The sequence below is a fragment of the Streptomyces parvulus genome (assembly GCF_014648855.1).
GTDB classification, from domain to species: Bacteria; Actinomycetota; Actinomycetes; order Streptomycetales; family Streptomycetaceae; genus Streptomyces; species Streptomyces parvulus.
The window spans coordinates 149,478-175,455 of the sequence record NZ_BMRX01000005.1; the positions used below are offsets into that span (position 1 = coordinate 149,478).

General features: G+C 73.9%; 21 protein-coding genes. 8 read left to right on the plus strand and 13 right to left on the minus strand.

All coding sequences use genetic code 11. The annotated features are described in order from the left end of the window. Positions 1-27: 27 nt before the first annotated feature. Both IE108_RS10735 and rbsD read left to right on the plus strand, forming a co-directional pair. On the plus strand, positions 28-930 hold the full coding sequence (locus IE108_RS10735; RefSeq protein WP_064727971.1) for a ribokinase: 903 nt from the start codon (positions 28-30) through the stop codon (positions 928-930). Beyond that, positions 927-1,316 (plus strand): D-ribose pyranase, encoded by a 390-nt coding sequence (rbsD, locus tag IE108_RS10740; protein ID WP_064727972.1) that lies wholly within the window; start codon positions 927-929, stop codon positions 1,314-1,316. The genes IE108_RS10735 and rbsD overlap by 4 nt, the downstream gene beginning before the upstream one ends. 166 nt (positions 1,317-1,482) lie before the next feature. On the opposite strand, the gene IE108_RS10745 is transcribed toward rbsD, so the two are convergent. From IE108_RS10745 to IE108_RS10755, 3 genes are read right to left on the minus strand one after another with little or no spacing between them, the layout of a single operon-like run. Continuing rightward, positions 1,483-2,322: a sugar phosphate isomerase/epimerase family protein gene (locus IE108_RS10745; protein WP_189397634.1), complete on the minus strand. Its 840-nt coding sequence runs from the start codon at positions 2,320-2,322 to the stop codon at positions 1,483-1,485. Between the two features lie 41 nt (positions 2,323-2,363). Further along, positions 2,364-3,524 (minus strand): dihydrodipicolinate synthase family protein, encoded by a 1,161-nt coding sequence (locus IE108_RS10750; protein ID WP_064727974.1) that lies wholly within the window; start codon positions 3,522-3,524, stop codon positions 2,364-2,366. Further along, positions 3,521-4,672 (minus strand): Gfo/Idh/MocA family protein, encoded by a 1,152-nt coding sequence (locus tag IE108_RS10755; RefSeq protein ID WP_064727975.1) that lies wholly within the window; start codon positions 4,670-4,672, stop codon positions 3,521-3,523. The genes IE108_RS10750 and IE108_RS10755 overlap by 4 nt, the downstream gene beginning before the upstream one ends. A gap of 231 nt (positions 4,673-4,903) precedes the next feature. Between IE108_RS10755 and IE108_RS10760 the strand changes: the two genes are divergently transcribed. Next, a complete protein-coding gene (locus IE108_RS10760) occupies positions 4,904-5,950 on the plus strand; it encodes a LacI family DNA-binding transcriptional regulator (protein ID WP_064727976.1) in 1,047 nt (348 codons plus the stop codon). Positions 5,951-6,275: 325 nt separating this feature from the next. Further along, complete coding sequence (locus tag IE108_RS10765) at positions 6,276-7,076, plus strand: sugar phosphate isomerase/epimerase family protein (protein ID WP_064727977.1); 801 nt, start codon at positions 6,276-6,278, stop codon at positions 7,074-7,076. Here IE108_RS10765 and IE108_RS10770 read toward each other — a convergent pair. Beyond that, positions 7,060-8,001 carry an EamA family transporter gene (locus IE108_RS10770; RefSeq protein WP_064727978.1) on the minus strand — a complete coding sequence of 314 codons (942 nt, stop codon included), beginning with the start codon at positions 7,999-8,001 and terminating at the stop codon, positions 7,060-7,062. The genes IE108_RS10765 and IE108_RS10770 overlap by 17 nt on opposite strands. A 140-nt stretch (positions 8,002-8,141) precedes the next feature. Between IE108_RS10770 and IE108_RS10775 the strand changes: the two genes are divergently transcribed. After that, positions 8,142-9,059, plus strand: a complete 918-nt coding sequence (locus tag IE108_RS10775; RefSeq protein ID WP_064727979.1) for a LysR family transcriptional regulator — start codon at positions 8,142-8,144, stop codon at positions 9,057-9,059. Positions 9,060-9,081: 22 nt separating this feature from the next. Here IE108_RS10775 and IE108_RS10780 read toward each other — a convergent pair whose 3' ends face one another. Then, entirely contained in the window at positions 9,082-9,924 is an 843-nt protein-coding gene (locus tag IE108_RS10780) for a DUF4097 family beta strand repeat-containing protein (RefSeq protein ID WP_064727980.1), read from the minus strand. An 88-nt stretch (positions 9,925-10,012) separates the two neighbouring features. Then, positions 10,013-10,531: a toxin-antitoxin system HicB family antitoxin gene (locus IE108_RS10785; RefSeq protein ID WP_064727981.1), complete on the minus strand. Its 519-nt coding sequence runs from the start codon at positions 10,529-10,531 to the stop codon at positions 10,013-10,015. A gap of 558 nt (positions 10,532-11,089) precedes the next feature. Between IE108_RS10785 and IE108_RS10790 the strand changes: the two genes are divergently transcribed. Both IE108_RS10790 and IE108_RS10795 read left to right on the plus strand, forming a co-directional pair. Next, on the plus strand, positions 11,090-12,937 hold the full coding sequence (locus IE108_RS10790) for a glycoside hydrolase family 3 protein (RefSeq protein WP_064727982.1): 1,848 nt from the start codon (positions 11,090-11,092) through the stop codon (positions 12,935-12,937). A gap of 123 nt (positions 12,938-13,060) precedes the next feature. After that, positions 13,061-13,723 (plus strand): hypothetical protein, encoded by a 663-nt coding sequence (locus tag IE108_RS10795; protein ID WP_064727983.1) that lies wholly within the window; start codon positions 13,061-13,063, stop codon positions 13,721-13,723. Positions 13,724-13,750: 27 nt separating this feature from the next. Here the strand turns inward: IE108_RS10795 and IE108_RS10800 are convergent, their stop codons facing one another. The 3 genes from IE108_RS10800 to IE108_RS10810 form a co-directional block, all read right to left on the minus strand. After that, a complete protein-coding gene (locus tag IE108_RS10800; RefSeq protein WP_064727984.1) occupies positions 13,751-15,175 on the minus strand; it encodes a S28 family serine protease in 1,425 nt (474 codons plus the stop codon). Between the two features lie 108 nt (positions 15,176-15,283). Further along, on the minus strand, positions 15,284-15,676 hold the full coding sequence (locus IE108_RS10805) for a hypothetical protein (RefSeq protein ID WP_064727985.1): 393 nt from the start codon (positions 15,674-15,676) through the stop codon (positions 15,284-15,286). 77 nt (positions 15,677-15,753) lie between these two features. Next, on the minus strand, positions 15,754-19,482 hold the full coding sequence (locus IE108_RS10810; protein ID WP_064727986.1) for an ABC transporter ATP-binding protein: 3,729 nt from the start codon (positions 19,480-19,482) through the stop codon (positions 15,754-15,756). Between the two features lie 229 nt (positions 19,483-19,711). Here IE108_RS10810 and IE108_RS10815 point away from each other — a divergent pair, with 229 nt between their 5' ends. Continuing rightward, positions 19,712-20,533, plus strand: coding sequence for an endonuclease I family protein (locus IE108_RS10815; protein ID WP_064727987.1), 822 nt, complete (start codon positions 19,712-19,714; stop codon positions 20,531-20,533). Positions 20,534-20,575: 42 nt separating this feature from the next. Here the strand turns inward: IE108_RS10815 and IE108_RS10820 are convergent, their stop codons facing one another. The 4 genes from IE108_RS10820 to speB form a co-directional block, all read right to left on the minus strand. Continuing rightward, positions 20,576-22,798: a tetratricopeptide repeat protein gene (locus IE108_RS10820; RefSeq protein WP_064727988.1), complete on the minus strand. Its 2,223-nt coding sequence runs from the start codon at positions 22,796-22,798 to the stop codon at positions 20,576-20,578. Then, positions 22,795-23,214, minus strand: a complete 420-nt coding sequence (locus IE108_RS10825; RefSeq protein WP_064727989.1) for a hypothetical protein — start codon at positions 23,212-23,214, stop codon at positions 22,795-22,797. Before IE108_RS10825 ends, IE108_RS10820 begins: the two co-directional genes overlap by 4 nt. A 61-nt stretch (positions 23,215-23,275) precedes the next feature. Next, on the minus strand, positions 23,276-24,961 hold the full coding sequence (locus IE108_RS10830) for a thiamine pyrophosphate-binding protein (protein WP_064727990.1): 1,686 nt from the start codon (positions 24,959-24,961) through the stop codon (positions 23,276-23,278). Next, complete coding sequence (speB, locus tag IE108_RS10835; RefSeq protein ID WP_064727991.1) at positions 24,958-25,929, minus strand: agmatinase; 972 nt, start codon at positions 25,927-25,929, stop codon at positions 24,958-24,960. Before speB ends, IE108_RS10830 begins: the two co-directional genes overlap by 4 nt. Positions 25,930-25,978: the final 49 nt, after the last annotated feature.

Sequence of the window (25,978 nt, forward strand, 5' to 3'; positions counted from 1 at the left end):
CGGACTGACTCGATCGGAGAAGGACTGATGTACGACTACGACCTCCTGGTCGTGGGGTCGGCCAACGCCGACCTGGTGATCGGCGTGGAACGGCGGCCGGCGGCCGGGGAGACGGTGCTCGGCTCCGACCTGTCCGTCCACCCGGGAGGCAAGGGCGGCAACCAGGCGGTGGCCGCCGCCCGGCTCGGCGCCCGTACGGCCCTGCTGGCCCGGGTCGGCGACGACGGCCACGGCAGACTGCTGCTGGACGCGCAGCGCGCGGCCGGGGTCGACACGGTCGGCGTGCTGGTGGGCGGGGCGCCGACCGGCGTCGCGCTGATCACCGTCGACCCGTCGGGGGACAACAGCATCGTGGTCTCGCCGGGCGCCAACGGCCGGCTGACGCCGGGTGACGTGCGCGCCGCCGGCAGCCTCTTCCACGCCTCCCGCGTGGTCTCGACGCAGTTGGAGATCCCGCTGGAGACGGTGGTGGAGGTGGTCCGGTGCCTGGCGCCGGACAGCCGCTTCGTGCTCAACCCGTCGCCGCCGCTGCCGTTGCCGCCGGAGGTGCTGGCGGCCTGCGACCCGCTCATCGTCAACGAGCACGAGGCGCGGGTGATCCTCGGCGACGCCCTGGTCAGCGAGCGCCCCGAGGACTGGGCCCGCATCCTGCTGGCCAAGGGGCCGCGCTCGGTGGTCGTCACCCTGGGCGCCGAGGGAGCGCTGGTGGCGTCGGGCGCCGGGGTCGCGCGGGTGCCGTCGGTGAAGGTGGAGGCCGTGGACACGACGGGCGCGGGCGACGCGTTCACCGCGGCGCTGGCCTGGCGGCTCGGCACCGGCGACTCGCTCGCCGAGGCGGCGGCGTACGCGGCCCGGGTGGGCGCGGCGGCCGTCACGAAGCCGGGGGCGCAGGAGTCGTACCCGACGGCGGCGGAGGCCGAGGCGCTGTGAAGAGGGCGGGGATACTCAACCGCCGGCTGGCCGGCGCGATCGCCGGCCTCGGGCACGGGGACGGGGTCCTGGTGTGCGACGCCGGCATGCCCGTCCCGGACGGTCCGTACCTCGTCGACCTGGCCTTCCGCGCCGGGGTGCCGTCGTTCGAGGAGGTGCTGGACGGGCTGCTCGCCGAGCTGGTCGTCGAGGGCGCGACGGCGGCGGCCGAGGTCCGGGAGGCCAACGCCGGGGCCGCCGCGCTGCTCGACGGCCACTTCCCCGGCCTGACCCTGGTCCCGCACGAGCGGCTCAAGGAGCTGTCGGCGGGGGCGCGGCTGGTGGTGCGCACCGGCGAGGCGCGGCCGTACGCGAACGTGCTGCTGCGGTGCGGGGTCTTCTTCTGACCCCTTCGTACGGTGTGGAACTTTGAGAGGGCCCGGTCGCGACCGGGCCCTCTCGGGTTTCCCCTCCCCTTCAGAACCCCGTGAATCCCCCCCGGGTCCCCCCACAGGGGTTCTGATGCCAGGTACGACCCGCGGGGTGCCGAAAGGGTTGCACGGGTCGCCGGATTTATTTTTCCGGGTCCGCGTCCCCCGCTTCCTCCGGGTCCGCGTCCCCCGCGTGCGCGGCGAACCGGGCGGCGGTCTCGGCCAGTACCTCGCGCCCGTCGCGGGCCCACAGCCCCTCGTTGAACAGCTCGACCTCGATGGCGCCGGTGTACCCGGCCGCCTCCACGTACCCCTTCCACTCCCGCATGTCGACGGCGCCGTCGCCGATCTGGCCGCGGCCGTTGAGGACGCCCTCGGGCAGCGGCGTCGTCCAGTCGGCGAGCTGGAAGGTGTGGATGCGGCCGCCCGCCCCGGCCCGGGCGATCTGCTCGGGCGCCCGGTCGTCCCACCAGACGTGGTAGGTGTCGACGGTGACGCCGACCTGGTGGGCGGGGAAGCGCTCGGCGAGGTCCAGGGCCTGCGCGAGGGTGGAGACCACGCAGCGGTCGGCGGCGAACATGGGGTGCAGCGGCTCAATGGCGAGCCGTACGCCGTGCCGCTCGGCGTAGGGGCCGAGTTCGGCGAGCGCGTCCGCGATGCGTTCGCGGGCGGCGCGCAGGTCCTTGTGACCGGCCGGCAGGCCGCCGGAGACGAGGACCAGGGTGTCGGTGCCGAGGGCGGCGGCCTCGTCGACGGCGCGGCGGTTGTCGGCCAGGGCGGCGGCGCGCTCGTCCGGGTCGACCGCCGTGAGGAAGCCGCCCCGGCACAGGGTGGTGACGGTCAGGCCGGCGTCGCGGACGAGCTTGGCCGCCGCCTCGACGCCGTAGGACCGGACCGGTTCGCGCCACAGGCCGACGTTGCCGACGCCCAGGTCGCGGCAGGCGGCGGTCAGTTCGGGCAGCGTCAGCTGCTTGACCGTCATCTGGTTGACGCTGAAGCGGGCCAGGCCGGGTGCGGTGTCGCTCACTGGGTCACTCCGTGCAGGTCGAGCAGGGTGCGCATGCGCGCCTCGGCGAGCTTCGGGTCGGGGAACAGGCCGAGTCCGTCGGCGAGTTCGTAGGCGCGGGCCAGGTGCGGCAGGGAGCGGGCCGACTGGAGGCCGCCGACCATGGTGAAGTGGCTCTGGTGGCCGGCCAGCCAGGCCAGGAACACCACGCCCGTCTTGTAGTACCGGGTGGGGGCCCGGAAGAGGTGGCGGGAGAGTTCGACGGTGGGGTCGAGCAGGGCGCGGAAGCCCTCGGTGTCGCCGGTGTCCAGGTGCCGCACCGCTTCGGCGGCGAGCGGGCCCAGCGGGTCGAAGATGCCGAGCAGGGCGTGGCTGAAGCCCTGCTCGTCGCCCGCGATCAGCTCCGGGTAGTGGAAGTCGTCGCCGGTGTAGCAGCGCACGCCCCGCGGGAGCCGGCGGCGCAGGTCGACCTCGCGCCGGGCGTCGAGCAGCGAGACCTTGATGCCGTCGACCTTGTCGGGGTGGGCGGCGATGACCTCCAGGAAGGTGCCGGTCGCCGTGTCCAGGTCGGACGAGCCCCAGTAACCCTCAAGGGCGGGGTCGAACATCGGGCCCAGCCAGTGCAGGACGACGGGTTCGGCGGCCTGGCGCAGGAGGTGGCCGTAGACCTCCAGGTAGTCCTCGGGGCCGCGGGCGGCGGCGGCCAGGGCGCGGGAGGCCATCAGGACGGCCCGGGCGCCGGACTCCTCGACGAGCGCGAGCTGTTCCTCGTAGGCCGCCCGGACCTCGGCGAGGGTGCCGGTGGTGAGCTGGTCGGTGCCGACGCCGCAGACGACGCGGCCGCCGCACGCCTTCGCCTCGGCGGCGGACCGGCGGATCAGCTCGGCCGCGCCGGCCCAGTCCAGGCCCATGCCGCGCTGTGCGGTGTCCATCGCCTCCGCGACGCCGAGTCCGTGGGACCAGAGGTGGCGGCGGAAGGCGAGGGTGGCGTCCCAGTCGACGGCGGCGGGCGAGTCGGGGGTGGTGTCCGCGAGCGGGTCGGCGACGACGTGCGCGGCCGAGTAGACCGTACGGGACGTGAAAGCGCTTCCTGCGCCGTGCCGGACGACGGCGAGGGGCTCGGTGCGCGGTTCGTGGGCGCGCAGGGTGCCGTCCGCGCCGGGCAGTCGGAGGGTCACAGCGAGATCTCCGGTACGTCGAGGCGGCGGCCCTGGGCCGAGGAGCGCAGGCCCAGTTCGGCGAGCTGGACGCCGCGGGCGCCGGCCAGCAGGTCCCAGCGGTAGGGGGCGTCGGCGTAGACGTGCCGGAGGAACAGCTCCCACTGCGCCTTGAAGCCGTTGTCGAAGTCGCCGTTGTCCGGGACCTCCTGCCACTGGTCGCGGAAGGCCTCGGTGGCGGGGATGTCCGGGTTCCAGACCGGCTTCGGGGTGGCGGAGCGGTGCTGCACGCGGCAGCGGCGCAGGCCGGCGACGGCCGAGCCCTCGGTGCCGTCGACCTGGAACTCGACCAGCTCGTCGCGGTTGACGCGCACCGCCCAGGAGGAGTTGATCTGCGCGATCGCGCCGCCCGCCAGCTCGAAGACGCCGTAGGCGGCGTCGTCGGCGGTGGCGTCGTAGGGCTTGCCGTTCTCGTCCCAGCGCTGCGGGACGTGGGTGGCGGTGAGGGCCTGCACGGACGTCACGCGGCCGAACAGCTCGTGCAGGACGTACTCCCAGTGCGGGAACATGTCGACGACGATGCCGCCGCCGTCCTCGGCGCGGTAGTTCCACGAGGGGCGCTGGGCCTCCTGCCAGTCGCCCTCGAAGACCCAGTAGCCGAACTCGCCGCGCACGGACAGGATCCGGCCGAAGAAGCCGCCGTCGACGAGGCGCTTGAGCTTGAGCAGGCCGGGGAGGAAGAGCTTGTCCTGGACGACGCCGTGCTTGATGCCGGCCGCCTTCGCGAGGCGGGCCAGCTCCAGGGCGCCGTCGAGGCCGGTGGCGGTGGGCTTCTCGGTGTAGACGTGCTTGCCGGCGGCGATCGCCTTCCTGATCGCCTCCTCGCGGGCCGAGGTCACCTGCGCGTCGAAGTAGACGTCGACGCTCTCGTCGGCGAGGACCGCGTCCAGGTCCGTGGAGACGTGGTCGAGCCCGTGCCGGTCGGCCAGTGCCCTCAGGGCGGGCTCGCGGCGGCCGACCAGGACCGGCTCGGGCCACAGCACGGTGCCGTCGCCGAGGTCGAGGCCGCCCTGTTCGCGCAGCGCCAGGATGGAGCGGACCAGGTGCTGGCGGTAGCCCATGCGCCCGGTCACGCCGTTCATGGCGATACGCACCGTCTTGCGTGTCACGTCATTCCCTTCGTACGAGCGATGCCGCGAGCCGCGGGACGAGTCGTGGGGCGAGCCTCGGGACGAGTCGTGCAGCAAGCGCTTTCTACACAGCGAAGCTAGCCTGTGGGCGGCGGTCCGGACAAGACCGCGATGCGGGCGAGTTGTTCGAGGGGGCGAACAGCGGTGTGCGGGGGCCGTAAGGTCACCGGGGACGGCGTTCGGCACAGGGGCGATGCGGAGGACGAGGACATGACGGTGACACTGGCGGACGTGGCGGCCCGCGCCCAGGTCTCCCCCGCGACCGTGTCGCGCGTGCTGAACGGCAACTACCCGGTGGCCGCCACCACGCGCGAGCGGGTGCTGAAGGCGGTCGACGAGCTGGACTACGTGCTCAACGGCCCGGCCAGCGCCCTCGCCGCGGCCACCTCCGACCTGGTGGGCATCCTGGTCAACGACATCGCCGACCCCTTCTTCGGCATCATGGCCGGCGCGATCCAGTCCGAGATCGGCGGTCCCGGCGGCCGCGCGGGCGGCGAGCGGCTCGCGGTCGTCTGCAACACGGGCGGTTCCCCGGAGCGCGAACTGACCTACCTCACGCTGCTCCAGCGGCAGCGCGCGGCGGCGGTCGTGCTGACCGGCGGGGCGATGGAGGACGCGGCGCACCAGGCGGCGGTGGCGGCGAAGCTGCGCCGGCTGTCGGAGGCCGGGACGCGGGTGGTGCTGTGCGGGCGGCCGCCGGCACCGGAGACCGGGGCCGTCGCGCTGACCTTCGACAACCGCGGGGGCGGCCGGGAATTGACCGAGCACCTGCTCGGGCTCGGCCACCGGCGGCTCGGCTACATCGCCGGCCCCCGGGAGCGGACGACGACCCGGCACCGGCTGGAGGGGCACCGTGCGGCGCTGGTCGCCCACGGGATCGAGGAGGACCCCCGCTGGACGGTCCACGGCCGGTACGACCGGCAGTCCGGCTACGAGGCGACGCTGGAGCTGCTGCGCCGGGACCCGTCCCTGACGGCGGTCGTGGCCGCGAACGACTCGGTCGCGCTGGGGGCGTGCGCGGCGCTGCGGGACTCGGGGCTGCGGATCCCGGACGACGTGTCCGTGGCCGGCTTCGACGACCTGCCGTTCAGCATCGACGCGGTGCCGGCGCTGACGACGGTGCGGTTGCCGCTGGCGGAGGCGGGGGCGCGGGCCGGGCGGGTGGCGATGGGCCGGGAGGAGGCGCCGGCCGGGGGGATCGCGACGGTGCGGGGGGAGTTGATGGTGCGGGGGTCCTCCGGAGGGCCGCGGGGGTAGGTGCCGTTGCGTGTCCTGGTGCCGTGTCCCGGTGCGGCCGTGGCGGGGGCTGCCGCCCCCGCGCCCCCGCTTCGGCCTGAACGGCCTCGTCCTCAAACGCCGGACGGGCTGAAGAGCACGCGTCCGGGTCGGGACTGAGGGCTGAGCACCCCCCGCCGGAGGGACTGAAAAGCACACGTCCGAGACCCGACTGGATGCTGAGCACCCCACGCCGGACGAGCTGAAGGCACCCGCCCGGGCAGGCGCGGAGGTCCGCGGAGCCTCCCGCCGACACCCGACGCGTGGGCAGGAGTGCGAAACGTCCCGCCGGGTACGCTCCGTGGTCATGAAGCTGGCGTTCTCCACCCTCGGTGTCCCCGGCCTGCCCCTGACCGATGTGCTGGGCCTCGCGACCGCGCACGGCTACCACGGTGTGGAGCTGCGCGCCCATCCGGAGGAACCGGTGCACCCGGGCCTCTCCGCGGACGAACGGGCCGCGGTGGCGGCCGAGTTCAAGGCGTCCGGCGTGGAGCTGCTGGGCCTCGCCGGGTACGCGCGGGTGGCCGCGCCCGGTGACGACGAGCCGGTCCTCGCGGAGGTCCGCGGCCTGCTCGAACTCGCCCGCGACCTCGGCGCCCCGTACATCCGCGTCTTCCCCGGCGGCGACGCCGGGCAGAGCTCCGAGGAGGCGGACGCGGTCGCCGCCCGGCGGCTGGGCACGGCCGCCGAGTACGCCGCCGACCTGGGCGTCGGCATCCTCCTGGAGACCCACGACTCGCACCGCACTGGGGCCGACGCGATGCGCGTGCTCGGTCTGGTCGGGCACCTCCGGGTCGGCGCCCTCTGGGACGTGATGCACACCTGGCTGGGCGGCGAGCAGCCCGTCGAGTCGTACGCGGCGCTCTCCCCGCACCTCGGCTACGTGCAGGTCAAGGACATCGCCTCCGCCGAGGACACCACCCCGCTGGCGCTGGGCGCGGGCGTGCTGCCGCTCACCGAGGTGGTGGACGTCCTCTCCCGGCACGGCTGGGACGGCTGGCTGTGCTGGGAGTACGAGAAGCGGTGGTACGAGTCGGCGGCCCCGCTGCCGGGGCTGCTGACCGCCGGCCGCGAACACCTGAACCGGCTGCTCACCGACGCGGCGTGAGGGCCGGGGTGGCCGCCCCCTCGGCCGGGACGGGCGCCGCGCCCCGCGCGCGGATCCGGCCGGGGACGCGCCGCGCCCCCGTCAGCGTCGTCAGTGCCACCCCGCCCACCAGCAGAGCCGCCGCGCACCAGCGCAGGGGCGTCACCGCCTCGCCGAGGAAGAGGGCCGCCGAACTCATTCCGAAGACCGGGACGAGGAGCGAGAACGGCGCGACCGTCGACGCGGGGTGACGGCGCAGCAGCCAGCCCCAGGCGCCGAAGCCGAAGACGGTCGACACCCAGGCCACGAAGACGATCGTGCCCGCGCCCTGCCAGTCGAGCCCGCGCAGCGCCGCGAGGTCCGCGGCCGGACCCTCCGTCAGCAGGGACAGGGCCAGCAGCGGCAGCACCGGCACGGTGCACACCCACACCATGAAGTTCAGGGCGTCGGGCGGGGACGCCTTGCGGGTGAGGACATTGGACAGCCCCCACGCGGCCGCCGCCCCGACCACCATCAGGAAGGCGCCCAGCGGGCCGGAGGCGCCCTCGTCGGCCGCCGCCACGCCGATGCCGGCCAGCGCGACGAGCATGCCCGCCGCCTGGACGCGTGAGGGGCGTTCGCCGAGGACGGCGGCGGCGATCACCGCGGTGAACACCGCCTGGATCTGGAGGACCAGGGACGACAGGCCGGCCGGCATGCCCGCGTCCATACCGACGAAGACCAGGCCGAACTTGGCCACGCCCAGCACCAGCCCCACCGCCAGGATCCACTTCCAGGCGACCTTGGGCCGCCCCACCAGGAAGACCGCGGGCAGCGCGGCCGCGAGGAAGCGCAGGGCGGAGAAGAGCAGCGGCGGGAAGTGGCCGAGGCCGATCTCGATGACCGTGAAGTTCACGCCCCAGACGGCGGCGACGAGCACGGCGAGGAGGAGGTGGGAAGGTCGCATGCGTCGAGGATCGCGCCGCCGAACCGTGTAGCACCAGCGATGATTGCTGCATGGTTGGATGAAGTACTGCTAATTGTTTCAGGCTTCTGTCGGCCCTTCCAAGGCCGTCGGCTGTTCCTGTCCCGCCCTCGGGAGGCGCCGTGCTCGATCTTCAGCGGCTGCGTGCGCTGCACGCCGTGTCCGTGTACGGAACGGTGGGCGCGGCGGCCGCCGCGCTCGGGTTCACGCCGTCCGCCGTGTCGCAGCAGATCGCCAAGCTGGAGCGGGAGACCAGGACGGTGCTCCTGGAGCGGGAGGGGCGCGGGGTCCGGCTCACCGACGAGGCGTGGCAGCTGGCCGCTGCCGCCGCCGAGCTGCTGGCCCTGGTGGAGCGTGCGGAGACCCGGCTGGAGGAGCGGCGCGGGGTGCCGTCGGGGCGGCTGACGGTGGCCGCGTTCGCGTCGGCGGCGCGCGGTCTGCTGCCGTCCGTGCTGGCCGACCTGGCCGCCCGCCATCCGGCTCTCGACGCCCGGCTCACCGAGGTGGACCCGCATCTGTCCGTGGACCTGGTGGCGAAGGGCGCCGTCGACCTGGTGGTGGCGCACGACTGGGACATCGCCCCGCTGCCGGCCCCGGCGGGGGTGGAGCAGGCGCCGATCGGCGAGGACCTGTGCGATCTGCTCGTGCCCGCGGGGCACCGCTTCGCGGGCCGGGCCGCCGTCCGGCGCGCGGAGCTGGGCGGGGAGCGCTGGATCTGCCAGCCGCCCGGCCGGGTCTGCCACGACTGGCTGATGCGGACCCTGCGGGGCGCCGGGCACGAGCCGGACATCGTGCACCAGGCGGACGAGAACCCGACCCTGGTCGCCCTGGTCGCGGCCGGGCTGGGTGTCGCCCTGATCCCCCGGCTGGGGCGCGGGCCGCTGCCGGCCGGGGTGGTGGAGGTGCCGCTCGACCCCATGCCCGTGCGGCGCCTGTACGCGCTGTGGCGGGCGGGCGCGGCACGCCGTCCGGCGATCGCGGAGACGGTGCGCACGCTGCGGGCCCACTGGCCGGCGGTGTCGGCGCGCACCGCCGCGTAGGTCCGCCGCCGGGGCCCGGGCGTCAGTCGCGGGCGCGGCGGATGTCGATGTTGCCGTGCCGGGTGCGGGCGCGGACCTCGACGGCCTCCTCGCTCCCCTCCGGGCTGCCGGACGAGGTGAGCGTGTTGCGCACCTGCCCCGAGCGGGAGTTGACGTCGAGCCAGGCGGCGGTGCCCTCGGCGACGCCGATCTCGATGGCGCCGTAGCTGGTCTGCAGCTCGACGGAGCCGCGGGCCACCCGCCCCACCCGCAGGGTGCCGTGGGCGGTGGCGGCGGTGACGGAGTCCTCGGCGCGGGTGACGTCGATGTCGCCGTTGGCCCCGTTGACCCGCAGCTCGCCGACGGCGGTGCCGACGGTGGTGGTGCCGTGCGAGTTCTTCAGGACGGCGGGGCCGTCGAGCAGGCCGACGCGCAGGCTGCCGGAGCTGGTGGCGATCTCGGAGGGGCCCTCGACGCGGTCGACGGTGATCGAGCCGTGGGACGCCGTCAGGTGCAGCGGGCCGGTCGTGTCGAAGCGGACGTCGCCGGAGGAGACCTTCACGCGGACCTGGCCGAGCCGGCCCTCGCCGAGCACCTGGGTCCAGGCGCCGGTCAGGTCGACGCGCGAGCCGGCGGGCAGTTCGACGGTCACGTCGACGGTGCCGGAGCGGCCGAACAGGCCGGCCTTGGGGGTCCTGACGGTCAGCGCGCCGCCGGCGCAGGTGACCTCGGTCTGCTCGGCGGTCCGGCCGTCCACGTCCTTCTTCTCGTTGCGCGGCCGGACCTCGACGACGGTGTCGGTGCGGTCGCCCGCCGTGAACTGGATGGAACCGGCCTCCACGTGCGCGGTGACCGAGATCGGTTCGGGAGTGTCAAAAGAAGGCATGGCTGTCCCCCTCGTGAGTCGTTGGATCGTCCCCGCTGATGGGACGTGATGCGGATGAGGTGGAGCGGGCGCGCGGCGCGCGCCGGTGCTAGCGGACCCAGCCCGTGAAGCTCTGTCCGACGTTGCGGGTGCGTTCGGCCGTACGGGGTCGGGCGCCGCCCTCGACGGCGGCGGACACGGCCCGCACCAGCCAGGCGTTGACCGACAGCCCCTCGCGGCTCGCGGCCTCCTCCGCGCGGGCCTTGAGGTGGGCGGGCAGCCGCAGGTTGACGCGGGCGGTGCCGCCCTCGTCGCCCTCGGCGGGCGCCTGCGGCCTGAAAGGTTCGGCCGGCCCGGCCGGGTCCGCCGGCTCGCCGCCGTCGGCGGGCGGCACGGTCACCACGAAGTCGGGGTCGAGACCGCGCAGCCTCAGGTCGACCGAGCCCGGCGCGAGTTCGCGGGTGATCTCGTCCATCGCGGCGGAGAGCACGTTGAGCATGGTCAGCCTGGTCGCCGACTCCAGGGGCGCGGTGAGCCGCTCGGCCAGTTCGCGGGCTTCGTCACCGCCGGCTTCGGCGGCCACCGCGAGTTCGCGGCGAAGGTGGTCGACATACGGCGTGAGGTCCATGACGTCATCATGGCACCATATTGGCCCCACACGCAAGCCGCACGGCGTCATCCCCGGCCCTGGCACCCGCCATACGCTCCCCACCTGCGAGGATCGATCGACATCGACCCGGCCGTCCCGGATGCCACCGTCCACTGCCAGCGCCCTCAGGCCGGGAATGACATCATCCGGTGCCATGTGGTGCCACGTGGCGCCACGTGGCGCCAGTACGGCGGCGGCACCCCCGCCCGCGCGACCGCGAAACCGGGAACCCCACCGCCGCCCCGCGCGTCCAACCCGCACGCCGCCGGACGAGTCTCCGGGGCGCGGTACCGGCCTCGCCGTCGGCTGCGATCGCCGGCCACCCTTCCACCGCGCCCGGGCCGGCGGCGCGGCCGCCGTCGGCCCGCCCCCTCCCTGGCGCCGGCGGCGGCCCCCGGTCCCGCCCCCGCACGGCTTGGGTCCACTCCTGTGCGCTCCCTTGACTGGCAGAAACTTCCTGGATATTGGTGGCTCCTTGGCAGTTTCCTTCAGCAGCTCTCCAGCGATCCCCCGCGGATCACTCCGGAAGGAGCGCACGTGCACCACAGCAGCACGGCCGGCACGGGAAGCACCGCACACCCCTCCAGACGTACCGTCCTCACCGCCACCGCCGTGGTCACCGCGGCCCTGGCGGCCGGCGGCGGCACGGCCCACGCCGACCCGCACCGGCCCGACGACGCCAAGCTCCGCACCCTGATCTCCCGCATGACGCTGGAGGAGAAGGTCGGCCAGCTCTTCGTCATGCGAGTCTACGGCCACTCCGCCACCGCCCCCGACCAGGCCGACATCGACGCCAACCTCGAGGAGATCGGCGTCCGCACCGCGGCCGAGCTGGTCGCGAAGTACCGGGTCGGCGGCGTCATCTACTTCGCCTGGGCGCACAACACCCGTGACCCGCACCAGATCGCCGACCTCTCCAACGGCATCCAGAAGGCGTCCCTGGAGCTGCCGCGCGGCCTGCCGGTGCTGATCTCCACCGACCAGGAACACGGGATAGTGGCCCGGGTGGGCGAGCCGGCGACCCTCTTCCCGGGCGCCATGGCCGTCGGGGCCGGCGGGTCCCGGTCCGACGCCCGCACCCTCGGCCGGATCGCGGGCGCCGAGCTGCGCGCGATGGGCATCCGCCAGGACTACGCTCCCGACGCCGACGTGAACGTCAACCCGGCCAACCCGGTGATCGGCGTGCGGTCCTTCGGCGCCGATCCGCAGGCCGTGGCGGAGCTGGTGGCCGCCGAGGTGACGGGCTATCAGCGCTCCGGGGTCGCCGCCTGCGCCAAGCACTTCCCCGGGCACGGCGACACCGCCACCGACAGCCACACCGGCCTGCCGGAGATCACCCACACCCGGGAGGAGTGGCAGCGGCTGGACGCGCCGCCCTTCCGCGCGGCGATCGAGGCCGGCATCGACTCGATCATGACCGCCCACCTGGTGGTCCCGGCGCTGGACGACTCCGGCGACCCGGCCACCCTCTCCCGCCCCATCCTCACCGGCATCCTGCGCGAGGAGCTGGGCTACGACGGGGTCGTGGTCACCGACTCGCTCGGCATGGAGGGCGTGCGGACGAAGTACGGCGACGAGCGGGTGCCGGTGCTGGCCCTGAAGGCCGGCGTCGACCAGCTGCTCAACCCGCCCGACCTCGACCTCGCCTGGAACGCGGTGCTGACCGCCGTGAAGGACGGCGAACTCACCGAGGCGCGGCTCGACGAATCGATCCTGCGGGTGCTGCGGCTGAAGGCGAAGCTGGGGCTGTTCCGGGAGGCGTACACCAGCCGCCGGGACGTCGACCGGACGGTGGGCACCCGCGCGCACCTGGCGGAGGCCGACCGGATCGCCGAGCGCACCACCACCCTGCTGGTCAACGAGGGCGGGCTGCTGCCCCTGTCGCGGCGCGGCCACCGCAAGGTCCTCGTCGTCGGCGCGGACCCGGCCTCGCCGTCGGGTACGACCGGGCCGCCCACGGGCGTGCTCGCGGGTGCCCTGACGGAGCTGGGCTTCACGGCCACCGCCCTGTCCACCGGCACCGCCCCCTCCGCCGCCGTGATCGACGGCGCGGTCGCGGCCGCCGGGGACGCGGACGCGGTGGTGGTCGCGACGTACAACGTCACGGCGGCGAGCAGCCAGCGCACGCTGGTCGCGCGGCTGCTGGAGACCGGGAAACCGGTCGTCGCGGTCGCGATCCGCAACCCGTACGACGTGGCCCACCTCCCCGGCGTCCGCGCCCAGCTGGCCGCCTACTCCTGGACGGACGTCGAGGTACGCGCGGCGGCCCGGGTGATCGCCGGGCGGGTACGGCCGCGGGGCAAGCTGCCGGTGCCGGTGGTCCGGGCGGACGACCCGGAGACGGTACTGCTCCCGCTCGGGCACGGGCTGTCCTACCGGTCGTAGGGCGTAGCGCGGCCTACGACACGCGCCGGGGGCGCCCCCGGCGACCGTGCCCGAAGCACCCCACGCGTCTGGCGTGCGCCCGCCCCGGCGGGTCACGCTGGAGCGTGATCAGGGGAAACGGCGATGCGTGAGGGACCGGCGGCGTGGGTGCTGGGGGTGCTGTGCGCCCTGCTGCTGACGGGCTGCCAGAGTCCGGCGGGCCCTGCGGGCGACGGGCCCGGCGGCACGGCTTCCGCGAGCGGACGGCCCGGCGGTGGCACGGCGTCGCGGCCGGCGTCGGCCGCGGTGCCGCCCTCCGGCTTCGGGAAGGTGTTCCTAGCGGTCGGGGAGTGCGGCTCGTTCGGCACCGTCGGCTCCACCGAGGTGCCGTGCGGCAGCGAGCGGGCCGCGGCACGGGTGGTGGCCCGGCGGGACGGACGCGCGAGCGACGGGCCGCCGTGCCCCGCCACCACCGACTTCGTCCTGCACATCAGCGAGCAGCGCCCCGCCGCCGACGAGGACGGCGACGGCGCCGTGCCCCAGGGGTACGCCTGCATGCGCAAGCTCCAGCCGCCGCACCCCGGCGACCCGGGCGAGGGCGGCGGGCCGCGCACCATCGTCGGCGACTGCGTCCACGGCACCGGGGACGGCAAGGTCCGCGAGACCGCGTGCGACGGCACGGGCGAACGAGAGCCCCGCTTCAAGGTGGTCGACGCGGTCGCGGACCGGGCCGACTGCCCCGCCTCGACCGGCCTGTACGTCCGCCTCGGCGGCGCACGGCCGGTCGGGTGTGCCCGGCCCCTGTGAGGGCCGGGCACGGTCACGGACGGCCGGTTACGGGCGCAGCGCCGGCTCGCGCTCGACGTCCCGCTTGTCCAGCTTCGCGTCGAACGACGCCAGCGGCCTGGCCGCCGACGGGTTCTCCTGGACCTTGGCGGAGGCGACGCCCGCCCAGTCGAGGATCCGGGCCGTGGCCTTCGCCTTCTGGTCGGCGACCAGACCGGCGACGTTGGCCCCGTGGTTCATGCCCGGCGCGGTGAACACGTAGGAGTCGCGCGCGCCGTGGCCGAGGCGGAACGGTTCGGCGCCCCACGGGTCGTTCTGGCCGTAGACGAACAGCATCTGGCGGGCGTTGTGCCGCACCCAGCGGTCGACGTCCCACATGGCCAGGGGCTGGAACTTCATCGGGATCGAGCGGGGCACGAAGTTGCGCGGCGGCTGGTAGCCGTAGCGGATGTACTTCTTCTCGATGTGCGGGAAGTGGATCGTGGGCGCGCCCAGCTGGGTGCCCGCCTGGTAGTAGTACGGCGTGTAGGTCTCCAGGCCCTGGTCCGTGTAGGCGGAGAAGCCGGAGATCGAGTCGACGGAGTCCCAGATCGCCTCGTCGGTGGCGTTCTTGGCGTCGGCCGGGATGTCCGCGCAGTCGGCGAGGGTGCTGTACTGCCAGAAGCCCCAGACGTAGTCGAGGACGACGGCCTCGTAGGCGCGGTCCAGGCTGCCGATGGTGTCGAAGGTGTAGCCGTTCTCGGCCGCGTACGCCTCGTACTTCTTCTCCAGCGGCGCACGGCGCACCAGCGCCTCGCGCTGCACCCCGTTCAGCTTGGCGCGGCACTCGTCGGTGCCGACGCGGGCGAAGAAGCGGTCGTAGGCCGAGTCCTCCTTGTTCACCACGTCGTTGGGGGCGACGTAGGCGACGACGCCGTCCATGTCACGGGGGTAGAAGCGCTCGTAGTAGGTGGCGGTCATGCCGCCCTTGGAGCCGCCGGTGGAGATCCAGTTCTTCTTGTAGAGCGGCTTGAGGGCCTCGAAGATGCGGTGCTGGTCGCTGGCGGCCTGCCAGATGTCCAGCTTCGACCAGTCGGCCGGCGCGGGCCGGGACGGGGTGAAGTAGCGGTACTCCATGGAGACCTGGTTGCCGTCCACGATCTGCGTCGGCTCGCGCCGGCTCGGGGTCGTGGAGACGTTGTAGCCGCCGGTGTAGAAGACGGTCGGCCGGTTCTCGTCCTTGTGCAGGACGGTGATCCGCTGCTGGAACGTGCCCTTGGACGGACGCCGGTGGTCGACCGGCTGCGTGTAGTTGAGGACGAAGAAGCGGTAGCCGGTGTACGGCTTCTCCTCGATCAGGCTCATGCCCGGTATGGACAGCAGCCGGTCCTTGATGTCGACGGCCTTCGGCTCGGCGGCGGTGGCCGCGCCCGCCGTGCTGACGGTGCCCACGAGCACCACGAGCGCCAGCAGCCATCTGAGCGCCTTGCGCATGCACCCTCCCTGGGAAACGGATGTCCGCCGGAAGCTATCGGAGCAAGTCGCGCGTGCACCAGGGGAGATGGGGAAATGGCCCGCCGGGTTCCCGGTGGGCGGGCCGGCTCAGCACAGGATCCAGCCGGAGCCGACCGAGCGCGAGGACACCTTGCCGGTCACCCACACGCAGCGCTTCCCGGCGTGCACGGTCACCGGCCCGGCCCGGTAGGCGTACCGCCCCGAGTCCGTCACCGCGCGGCCCCCGCGCGCCCGCACGCTCACCGACATCGGGCGCTTGGTGCCCGGCTTCCCGGGCACGGTGACCGCGCAGACGTAGCCGCCGCGCCGGTGGACGAGGACCGAGCCCGTCGCGAACGCGAGCGTGCGCACCTTGCGGCCCGGGCACGCCGTGGCGGCCAGCGCCTCCTGCGGCGTCGCCACGGTCAGCAGCCCGGCGGCCACGAGCAGGGCCGTGGCGAGCGCCGGCCCGCGTCGTGTCCCAGCACCGGCTCGGCGCACTGTGGTCCCCTCCGTACGGCGGTCACTGGCGTACGGATGTACGGACGCGTGCCGGGTGTCGAATGGTTGCGCGAGCGTCAGTGTGCCGCGCCGACCGGCTCCTCGGGTTCGGGCGCGCCGATGAAGGTCCGCCACAGCCGCGCGTACCGGCCGTCGAGCGCGAGCAGTTCGTCGTGCGTGCCGTCCTCGGCGACGCGCCCGCCGTCCATGACGACGACGCGGTCCGCGCGGGCGGCCGTGGTCAGCCGGTGGGCGACGACGAGGGTCGTGCGCCGGCCCGCGATCCGGTCGGTGGCCTGGTTGACCTGCGCCTCGGTGGCCAGGTCCAGCGCGGCGGTCGCCTCGTCCAGGAGCAGTACGTCGGGGTCGACCAGCTCGGCGCGGGCCAGCGCGATCAGCTGGCGCTGCCCGGCGGAGAGGTTGCGGCCCCGCTCGGCGACCTCGTGGAGGTAGCCGCCGGTGAGGGTGGCGATCATCTCGTGCGCGCCGACGGAGCGCGCCGCCGCCTCCACGTCGGCGTCGGTGGCGTCCGGCCGGCCGTAGGCGATGGCGTCCCGCACGGTCCCCGGGAAGAGGTACGCCTCCTGCGGGACGACGCCCAGCCGGTGCCGGTAGGAGGTGAGGTCGAGGGCGCGCAGGTCCTGCCCGTCGACGGTGACCCGGCCGCCGGTCGGGTCGTAGAACCGGGCCACCAGCTTCACCAGGGTCGACTTGCCCGCGCCGGTCTCGCCGACGAAGGCGACGGTCTGCCCGGCGGGGATGCGCAGGTCGATGCCGGTGAGGGCTTCCTCGGTGTCGTTCTCGGCCCCGTAGCTGAAGCGCACGTCCTCGAAGGCGATGTCGCCGTCCAGGGAGGTGACCTCGGCGGGCTTCTCGGCGGCCCGGGTGGAGGTCGGCTCGCGCAGCAGCTCCTGGATGCGGCCCAGCGAGACCGACGCCTGCTGGTAGCCGTCGAAGACCTGGGAGAGCTGCTGGACGGGCGCGAAGAACAGGTCGATGTAGAGCAGGTACGCCACCAGCGCGCCGGTCGTCAGGGTCGCGTCGTCGATCCGCCCGCCGCCCACGATGAGCACGGCCGCGGCGGCGCCCGAGGAGAGCAGCTGGACGAAGGGGAAGTAGATGGAGATCAGCCACTGTCCCCGGATGCGGGCCTGGCGGTAGCTGTCGCTGCGCTCGGCGAACCGGCGCCCGCCGTCGCCCTCGCGCCGGAAGGCCTGCACGATCCGCAGCCCCGCGACCGACTCCTGGAGGTCGGCGTTGACCGTGGAGACCCGCTCCCGGGCCAGCTCGTACGCCTTCACGCTGGCCTTGCGGAAGAAGTACGTGGCGATGATCAGCGGTGGCAGCGTCGCGAAGACGACGAAGGCCAGCTGCACGTCGATCACCAGCAGGGCGACCAGGATGCCGAAGAACGTGACGACGGAGACGAAGGCGGTGACGAGGCCGGTCTGCAGGAACGTCGACAGCGCGTCCACGTCCGTGGTCATCCGGGTCATGATCCGGCCGGTCAGCTCGCGCTCGTAGTAGTCGAGACCGAGCCGCTGGAGCTGGGCGAAGATCTTGAGGCGCAGTGAGTACAGGATCCGCTCGCCGGTGCGGCCGGTCATGCGGATCTCACCGGTCTGCGCCGCCCACTGGGCGAGCACCGCGACCAGGCCGAGCAGCGAGGCCGCCCAGACCGCACCGAGGGCGAGCCGGGTGACGCCGTCGTCGATGCCGTGCCGGATCAGCACCGGCAGCAGCAGGCCCACGCCGGCGTCCACGGCGACCAGGGCGAGGCTGATCAGCAGGGGCGTGCGGAAGCCGCGCAGCAGGCGGCGCAGTCCGTACGACTCCTCGGGCTGGACGGCCCGTGCCTCGTCGACGTCCGGGGTGCCGTCAGCCGGGGGCAGCGCGTCGACCTGGGCGAGCAGTTCGGGGGTGGCCGGGGTGCCCGCGAGGGCGGTGTCCTTCGGGGTGCGGTCACCGGTCCACAGCCGGGGCGTGACGCCGCGCTCTGCGTCGAACTCCGCGTCCAGTTCGTCGCGGACGGAGGTGTCCTCGCGCGGTCCGGCCGCGGGGACGTGGCCGGGTGAGACGCCGCCCAGTTCGTCGGGGTCGGTGAGCAGGCGGCGGTAGAGGGCGGAGCGCTCCTGGAGTTCCTCGTGGGTGCCGAGGTCGGCGAGGCGGCCGTGGTCGAGGACGGCGATGCGGTCGGCGAGGCCCAGGGTGGAGCGGCGGTGGGCGATGAGGAGGGTGGTGCGGCCCCGCATGACCTGCCCCAGGGCCTCGTGGATCTCGTGCTCGACGCGGGCGTCCACGGCGGAGGTAGCGTCGTCGAGGACGAGCAGCCGGGGGTCGGTGAGGATGGCGCGGGCGAGGGCGACGCGCTGGCGCTGGCCGCCGGAGAGGGTCAGGCCGTGCTCGCCGACGGTCGTGTCGTAGCCGTCGGGCAGCGCGCTGACGAAGCCGTGGGCCTGTGCGGCGCGCGCGGCGGCCTCGATCTCCTCGTCGGTCGCGTCGGGACGGCCGTAGGCGATGTTGGCCCGGACCGTGTCGGAGAAGAGGAAGGAGTCCTCGGGCACCAGCCCCACCGCGGCCCGCAGCGAGTCGGTCGTCAGCTCGCGCACGTCGTGGCCGCCGACGAGCACCGCGCCGCGCGTCACGTCGTAGAAGCGCGGCAGGAGCAGGGACACCGTGGACTTGCCGGAGCCGGAGGAGCCGACGACGGCGAGGGTCTCCCCGGCCCGGATCTCGAAGGAGAGGCCGTCGAGGACGGGCCGGTCGGCGTCGTAGCCGAAGGAGACGTCGTCGAACTCGACGGACGCGGGCGCGTCGGCCGGCAGGGTCTTGGTGCCGTCCTCGATCGAGGGCTCGGTGTCGATCAGCTCCAGGACGCGTTCGGTGCCGGCGCGGGCCTGCTGGGCGACGGTGAGGACCACGGCGAGCATGCGGACCGGGCCGACGAGCTGGGCGAGGTAGGTGGAGAAGGCGACGAAAGTGCCGAGCGTGATGTGCCCGCCCACCGCGAGCCAGCCGCCGAGGGCCAGCATGGCGACCTGGCCGAGCGCGGGGACCGCCTGGAGGGCCGGGGTGTAGGCGGCGTTCAGCCTGATCGTCCGCAGCCGCCCGGCGAAGAGCTTGCGCCCGACCTCCCGGAGCTTGCCGGTCTCCTGCTCCTCCTGCCCGAAGCCCTTCACCACGCGCACGCCGCTGACCGACCCGTCGACGACGCCCGCGACGGCGGCGGCCTGGGCCTGCGCGTACCAGGTGGCGGGGTGCAGGCGGCTGCGGCTGCGGCGGGCGATGAACCAGAGGGCGGGGGCGACGGCGATCGCCACCAGCGTCAGCGGCGGGGACAGCAGCGCCATGATGACCAGGGAGATCAGGAAGAGCAGGACGTTCCCGATGGTCATCGGGAGCATGAAGAGCAGGCCCTGGATCAGCTGGAGGTCGCTGGTCGCCCGGCCGACCACCTGTCCGGTGGACAGCTCGTCCTGGCGCCGGCCGTCGAGCCTCGTGATCGTCCCGTACATGTCGGTGCGCAGGTCGTGCTGGACGTCGAGCGCGAGCCGGCCGCCGTAGTAGCGCCGGATGTAGGTCATGACGTAGACGACGGCCGCGGCGCCGACGAGGAGACCGGCCCAGACAGCCATGTCCCTGGTCTTGTCGCCGATCACGTCGTCGATGATCACCTTGGTGATCAGGGGGACGAGGGCCATGACGGCCATGCCGCCCAGGGAGGCACCGAGGGCGAGGACGACGTCCTTGGGGTAGCGCCAGGCGTATCCCGCCAGTCGTCGTGTCCATCCCCGTTGCGCGTCCACGCCGTGGCCCTCCGTCGGTCGTCCTGCTCGTCCCGCTTCACCTGATCTACCGGAAGGCACCAACGCCCGCGAGCGGGGATTTCATCCCGCCGCAACAATCCGGGCCGGCCGCGGACCCGGCAGCCGCACCCGGCACGCAATCGCCACGTCCCGTACACCCGACCTCCAACATGTCCATGTCACGCTCGATCCACCGTTCTCCTCAACACGCGTAGATCGGACACCCCACATGCTCGCGACACGCACCGGACGCCGCAGGGCCGCCGCCCTCGCCGCGACAGCCGCCCTCGCCGCGCTCGCCGCCCCCTCACTGGCCGCCACCCCGGCCACGGCGACCCCGCCGGCGGCACCGGCCCCGGCGGACTACGACGACACTTACTACAAGGACGCGGCCGGCAAGACCGGCGACGACCTCAAGGCCGCGCTCCACACGATCATCAGCGACCAGACCAAGCTGTCCTACGACGCGGTCTGGGACGCCCTGAAGGCGACCGACCAGGACCCCGCCGACAGCGGCAGCGTGATCCTGCTCTACTCGGGGCTCTCCCGCGCCAAGTCCGCGAACGGCGGCGATGGCGGCGACTGGAACCGCGAGCACGTGTGGGCCAAGTCCCACGGCGACTTCGGCACCGCGACCGGCCCCGGCACCGACCTGCACCACCTGCGCCCCGAGGACGTCGCGGTCAACGCCGTGCGGGGCAACAAGGACTTCGACGACGGCGGCAGCGGCTTCACCGACAGCGGCGGCAGCCTGACCGACGCCGACTCCTTCGAGCCCCGCGACGCGGTCAAGGGCGACGTGGCCCGCATGATCTTCTACATGGCGACCCGCTACGAGGGCGGCGAGGGCTTCGCCGACCTGGAGGTCAACGGCAGCGTCGACAACGGCAGCAACCCGTACATCGGCAAGGTCTCGGTCCTGAAGACCTGGAACGACGAGGACCCGCCGGACGCCTTCGAGGAGCGCCGCAACCAGGTCATCTACGACACCTACCAGCACAACCGCAACCCGTTCGTCGACCACCCGGAGTGGGTCGGGGCGATCTGGTAGGCGGTCGGCCGGGGGAGGCCGCGGCCTCCGGGAGCACACCGTTCACCGGAACGACCCGGGCGCCGCCGTACGGACCTCGGTGTACCAGGCGCGGGCGGCGACGGTCTCGGGGTGGTCCTCGCCCAGGACCGCGGCGCGTCCCTCGGCCACCTCGCGCGCGCTCTCGGCTGCCCGCTCCCGCTTGCCCTGCGCGTACTGGGCCCGGCTGAGCTGGATGAGCACCCCGAGGACCAGGGGGTGGTCGTCCCCGTACCCCGCCCGCTGCCCGGCCAGCACCCGCAGGAAGAGCTCCTCGGCCTCGGCACCCCGGCCGGCGCGCAGGAGCCCTCGGGCCAGCGCGTCGCGCGCCCACACGGTCACCAGGTGCTCGGGGCCGAGACACCGTTCGCACTCCCCCGCCAGTTCCTCGGCCGCCGTCGTGTAGCCGTCGAACTCGTCCTGCGCGAGGCGCAGCTCCAGCATCTCGCAGCGGGCCTTGAGGGTGGCGGCATGGTCCTCGCCGAGCATCCGCCGGCGGCCGTCCAGGACGGTGTCCAGCAGCGTACGGGCTTGCGCCAGACGGCCCAGGCGGTGCAGCACCCGCTGCAGTTCGTAGGCCGCGTCCAGCGTGCGCGCGTCCTGGGGGCCCAGCGTGCGCAGCGCCTCCCGGTGGACCGGCCGCAGCAGGTCGGCGGCTTCGGCGTACCGGCCCAGCCTGAACAGGACGGTGCCCTGGCCCGCCCGGGCCTCGATGGTGGCCGGGTGCTCGTCCCCCAGTTGCCCGGCCGCCGCCTTCGCGGCCCCGGAGGCCAGGGCCAGCGCCGCGGTCCAGTCCCCCGCCTCGTACACCAGCCGCGCGAGACGGACCGCCAGCCCTACGGATTCCGCCGTCACCAGGCCGTGGCGGTGGGAGCGGTGCAGCAGTCCGGTGGCGTGCGGTGCCAGGAGCCGTACCTGGGAACGGGCCCGCCCCGACGCGGCGCCCTCCGGCGGCAGCGCCGCCCGCAGCAGCCGGCCCGCCGCTGCCGCCAGGGGTTCGCGCTCCGCCTCGGGCACGCCCGCGGCGACGCCGTCCAGCAGGACACCGTGGGCTTTCACACAGCGGTGTCCGTCCGTCTCCACCAGTTCGATCAGCGAGTGGTCGAGGAGCGCGCGCAGGGCCGGTTCGACCCGGGGCGCGGCCAGCGGCGGAACGAGGTGTTCGAGGCCGACCCCGCCCTGTGCCGCCGGCATGAGCAGGGACAGCGGTACGGGGTCCGCCGCCCAGAAGGAGAGCAGCCGCAGCAGGGCCGTCGCCTCCGGCAGGCCGGCCTCCGCCAGGCTGTCCAGGGACAACTGCCAGGTGCGGCCCACGAGATGACGGGACTGTCCGCCGCCGGTCGCCGATGCTCCCTGGTCGACCAGGGACGTCGACTCCTCGGTCAGTTTCCGGTCGTACTCGTCCATGGACCACGACTCCAGGAGCTGGTGGGCGAGATGTGCTCCGGCCAGGGTCAGCGCCAGGGGCAGGCACCCCAGGCGGCGGGCGACCTTCCGCGCGGACTCCCGGGTGCCCGCGTCCGGAGCCAGGTCACGCAGGACCAGGGCCGCGTCCTCCAGCGGGAGCACACCGAGCCGGTGGCTGCTCGCCTTCGGGGTGCGCCACAGCGCGGAGGTCGCGTGGCGGGTGGTGACCAGCACCGTGCCCGAGGGGCTCGGGCGCAGCCAGGCGCCCTCCTCCAGGACCGCGGGGTCGTCGGCGTTGTCGAGGACCAGCAGCCAGGGTTGTGCCGAGTGGTCCAGGTGGTGCCAGACCAGGTCGGCCGCGGCGCGCCTGCCGCCGGCCGCGGCGGCCAGTTCACCGGCGGTGGCACCGCGGTCGCCGGCCACGGCGAGCATGCCGGCGCGCAGGGACACGCGTTCCGAGGCGTTGACCCACAGGCCGACCCGGCCGTGGTCCCGTACGGCCTCGTGGAACAGGGCCTGGGCCACGGCCGTCTTGCCGCAGCCGCCCATTCCGTGCAGGACCTGGATGTCCCCGCCGGGTCCGGCCACGGCGGCGCGCAGGCGCTCCATGAGGTCGGTACGGTCCCGCAGCACCCCGGGCGCGCGACCGACCAGGGGCATACGGACGGAGTCGGGGGCGGTCCCCAGGGGTTCGGCCGGGGTGGTCCACGGATGCCCGAACAGCGGGGTCGACCCCGGGGCCCAGTGGTGGACGTGTTCCTCGATGTACTGGTCGCCCCCGCTCTGGTAGATCCGGGCGCTGCCGGAGGCACGGCCCTCCATCGGCCGCGGCACGCTCACCGTTCGGTGATGTGCTGGTCGCGGCCGGCCTGGTAGATCCGGGCGCTGCCCGAGGCGCGGGCCCTCAGGTGGACGTCGCGCGCGTCCGGCTCCGCGGGCAGGGAGGGAGCCAACTCGTCCAGGAGAGCGCGCAGTTCGTCGGCGACATCGGGGCGGGCGAGGAGCAGGCGCCGTACCCGTCCCTGCCACTCGGCGGTCAGCCCGGCCTCTGCTTCGTCGTCGCCTGCCTGCCGCGCGAGGAGCAGCTCCTCGCGGCCCGCTTCCAGCTCCTCGCCGACGCTCTCGGCGCGGGCGGGCTGGAAGCGGCGCCACAGAGCGACCATGCCGTCCCTCGCCGATTCCCAGGCGCTCGTGACCATCAGTGTGACGACGGTCGTGCCCGCCGTCCCCGCCAGTGCGGCGATCTCCGGATCCACGGTCCCCCCTAAGGCCGGCTCCCGATCCTAGGCCCCCGGGCCGCCGGCGGCACCGCGTGTTTCATTCCGTGTGCGTCGGCGCGAACATCCGCAGTACGGCAGGGAGGACGACCACGGACGGTCCCGGGATGGCCAGGGCCTTCGCGAGGTCCGTCTCCAGGGTCTCCGAGGACGTGCGCACGCCCGGTACGCCGAAGGACTCCGCGAGGGCGACGTAGTCCGGGCGGGTCAGTTCCGTGGCCGTCGGCTGTCCGAAGGCGTCGGTCATGTACTCGCGCAGGATGCCGTAGCCGCCGTCGTCGACGATCAGCCAGGTGACGTTCAGGCCGTACTGGCGGGCGGTGGCCAGCTCGGCGATGGAGTACAGGGCGCCGCCGTCGCCGGAGACCGCCAGCACCGGGTGGGTGGGGTCGGCGGCCGCGGCGCCCAGGGCCGCCGGGAAGCCGTAGCCGAGGCCGCCCGCGCCCTGCGCCGAGTGCATCGTGTTGGGGGCCTTGGCGTCGAAGGCCGACCACGCCCAGTAGGCGAGGATGGTCATGTCCCAGAAGGACGGGGCGCCGGGCGGGAGCGCCGCGCGGACGGAGGCCAGGACGCCCTGTTCCAGGGTGAGTTCCTGGGACTCGATGCGCTCGCGGACCTTGCCCAGTACCTCGCGCACGCGTGCGGGGGCGCTCGGGTCGGTGCGCTCCTGGACCGTCTCCAGCAGGGCCTGGAGGGCGAGGCGGGCGTCGGCGTGGATGCCGAGGGCCGGGTGGTTGGACTCCAGCTTGCCGAGGTCGGCCTCGATCTGGACGACCCGGCCGCGCGGCTTGAACGTGTGGTAGTTCGAGGAGAGTTCACCGAGACCCGAGCCGACGACGAGAAGCACGTCGGCGTCCTCCAGGAAGTCCGTCGTGTGGCGGTCCTCCAGCCAGGACTGGAGGGACAGGGGGTGCGTCCAGGGGAACGCGCCCTTGCCGCCGAAGGTCGTGACGACGGGAGCCGAGAGCCGTTCGGCGAGCTGCCGCAGCTTGCCCGAGGCGTCCGCGCGCACGACGCCGCCGCCCGCGATGATCGCGGGGCGTTCCGCGCGGGACAGCAGGTCCGCCGCGACCGCCGTCAGTTCGGGGCGCGGGGGGAGTTCCTCGGGGAAGGCGTCGCCGCCGGTGACCACGGGGACCGGCGTCTCGGACAGCAGGACGTCCTGCGGGATCTCCACCCACACCGGCCCGTGCGGGACGGTCAGCGCGGACGTCCAGGCCTCCGCGATCGCGGACGGGATCTGCGACTGGCTGCGGACGGTGTGCACGGACTTGACCACGCCCCGGAACGAGGCCGACTGGTCGGGGAGTTCGTGCAGGTAGCCGTGGCGGCCGCCGCCCAGGCCTGCCGTGGGGATCTGGCTGCTGATCGCGAGGACGGGGGCGGAGGCCGCCCGTGCCTCCTGGAGCGCGGCGAGGGAGGTGAGGGCTCCCGGGCCGGTGGACAGCAGCAGCGGGGCCGCCTCACCGGTGATCCGGCCGTACGCGTCGGCCGCGAACCCGGCGTTGTTCTCCACCCGCAGGCCGATGTAGCGCAGGTCGGAGCGGCGCAGGGCGTCAAACATGCCGAGGGCGTGCTGACCGGGCAGGCCGAAGACGGTGGTCGCGCCGAGCCCGGCCAGGGTCTCCACGACCAGGTCTCCGCCGTTGCGGCCGGGGGGAGGGTTGAGCGCGGCCTCCGTCTGGGCGGCGGTCGGACGGAGTACCAGGTCGTGGTCGTGGGTCACTTCGCTGCCTTCTCCTGCGCGATCTGGCGGGACATGATCGTGGTGAGTTCGTACGCGGTGTGGGACGCGGCCACGGACGTGATCTCGGCGTGGTCGTAGGCCGGGGCCACCTCGACGACGTCGGCGGAGACCAGGTTGCAGGATGCCAGCCCGCGCAGGATCTCCAGCAGTTCGCGGGAGGTCATGCCGCCGGCCTCGGGGGTGCCGGTGCCGGGGGCGTGGGCGGGGTCCAGGCAGTCGATGTCGATGGAGATGTAGAGCGGGCGGTCGCCGATGCGCTGGCGGAGCTGGTCGGCGACCTCGTCGGCGCCGCGCCGGTAGACGTCGGCGGAGGTGACGATGCCGAAGCCCATCTTCTCGTCGTCGGTGAGGTCCTGCTTGCCGTAGAGCGGGCCGCGGGTGCCCACGTGGGAGAGGGCGGAGGTGTCCAGGACGCCCTCCTCCACCGCGCGCCGGAACGGGGTGCCGTGCGTGTACTCGGCGCCGAAGTAGGTGTCCCAGGTGTCCAGGTGGGCGTCGAAGTGGAGCAGGGCGACCGGGCCGTGCTTCTTCGCGACCGAGCGCAGCAGCGGCAGGGCGATGGTGTGGTCGCCGCCCAGGGTCATCAGGCGGGCGCCGGTGCCGAGGAGGTCGTCGGCGGCGGCCTCCACGGTCTCGACGGCCTCGTTGATGTTGAACGGGTTGACGGCTATGTCGCCGCCGTCGGCCACCTGGGCGAGGGCGAACGGGGAGGCGTCCTGCGCCGGGTTGTAGGGGCGCAGCAGGCGCGAGGCCTCGCGGATGGCGTTGCCGCCGAAGCGCGCGCCGGGACGGTACGAGACGCCCGAGTCGAACGGCACGCCGACCACGGCGACGTCGGCTTTGCCGACCTCGTCCAGGCGGGGCAGCCGGGCGAAGGTCGCGGGTCCGGCGTAGCGCGGGATCCGGGAGGAGTCGACGGGGCCGCGGGGCGTCTCGTTGCTGCTCATGTACTGCCTTCCTTCTTACGCTTCGTCGCGTATGTACTACTGCCGTCCG

Bases quoted from the DNA above. Each gene is read 5' to 3' on its own strand.
- IE108_RS10735 (WP_064727971.1), top strand. From the start codon at position 28: ATGTACGACTACGACCTCCTGGTCGTGGGGTCGGCCAACGCCGACCTG.
- IE108_RS10745 (WP_189397634.1), bottom strand. From the start codon at position 2,322: ATGACGGTCAAGCAGCTGACGCTGCCCGAACTGACCGCCGCCTGCCGC.
- IE108_RS10760 (WP_064727976.1), top strand. From the start codon at position 4,904: ATGACGGTGACACTGGCGGACGTGGCGGCCCGCGCCCAGGTCTCCCCC.
- IE108_RS10765 (WP_064727977.1), top strand. From the start codon at position 6,276: ATGAAGCTGGCGTTCTCCACCCTCGGTGTCCCCGGCCTGCCCCTGACC.
- IE108_RS10770 (WP_064727978.1), bottom strand. From the start codon at position 8,001: ATGCGACCTTCCCACCTCCTCCTCGCCGTGCTCGTCGCCGCCGTCTGG.
- IE108_RS10780 (WP_064727980.1), bottom strand. From the start codon at position 9,924: ATGCCTTCTTTTGACACTCCCGAACCGATCTCGGTCACCGCGCACGTG.
- IE108_RS10785 (WP_064727981.1), bottom strand. From the start codon at position 10,531: ATGGACCTCACGCCGTATGTCGACCACCTTCGCCGCGAACTCGCGGTG.
- IE108_RS10795 (WP_064727983.1), top strand. From the start codon at position 13,061: ATGCGTGAGGGACCGGCGGCGTGGGTGCTGGGGGTGCTGTGCGCCCTG.
- IE108_RS10800 (WP_064727984.1), bottom strand. From the start codon at position 15,175: ATGCGCAAGGCGCTCAGATGGCTGCTGGCGCTCGTGGTGCTCGTGGGC.
- IE108_RS10815 (WP_064727987.1), top strand. From the start codon at position 19,712: ATGCTCGCGACACGCACCGGACGCCGCAGGGCCGCCGCCCTCGCCGCG.
- speB (WP_064727991.1), bottom strand. From the start codon at position 25,929: ATGAGCAGCAACGAGACGCCCCGCGGCCCCGTCGACTCCTCCCGGATC.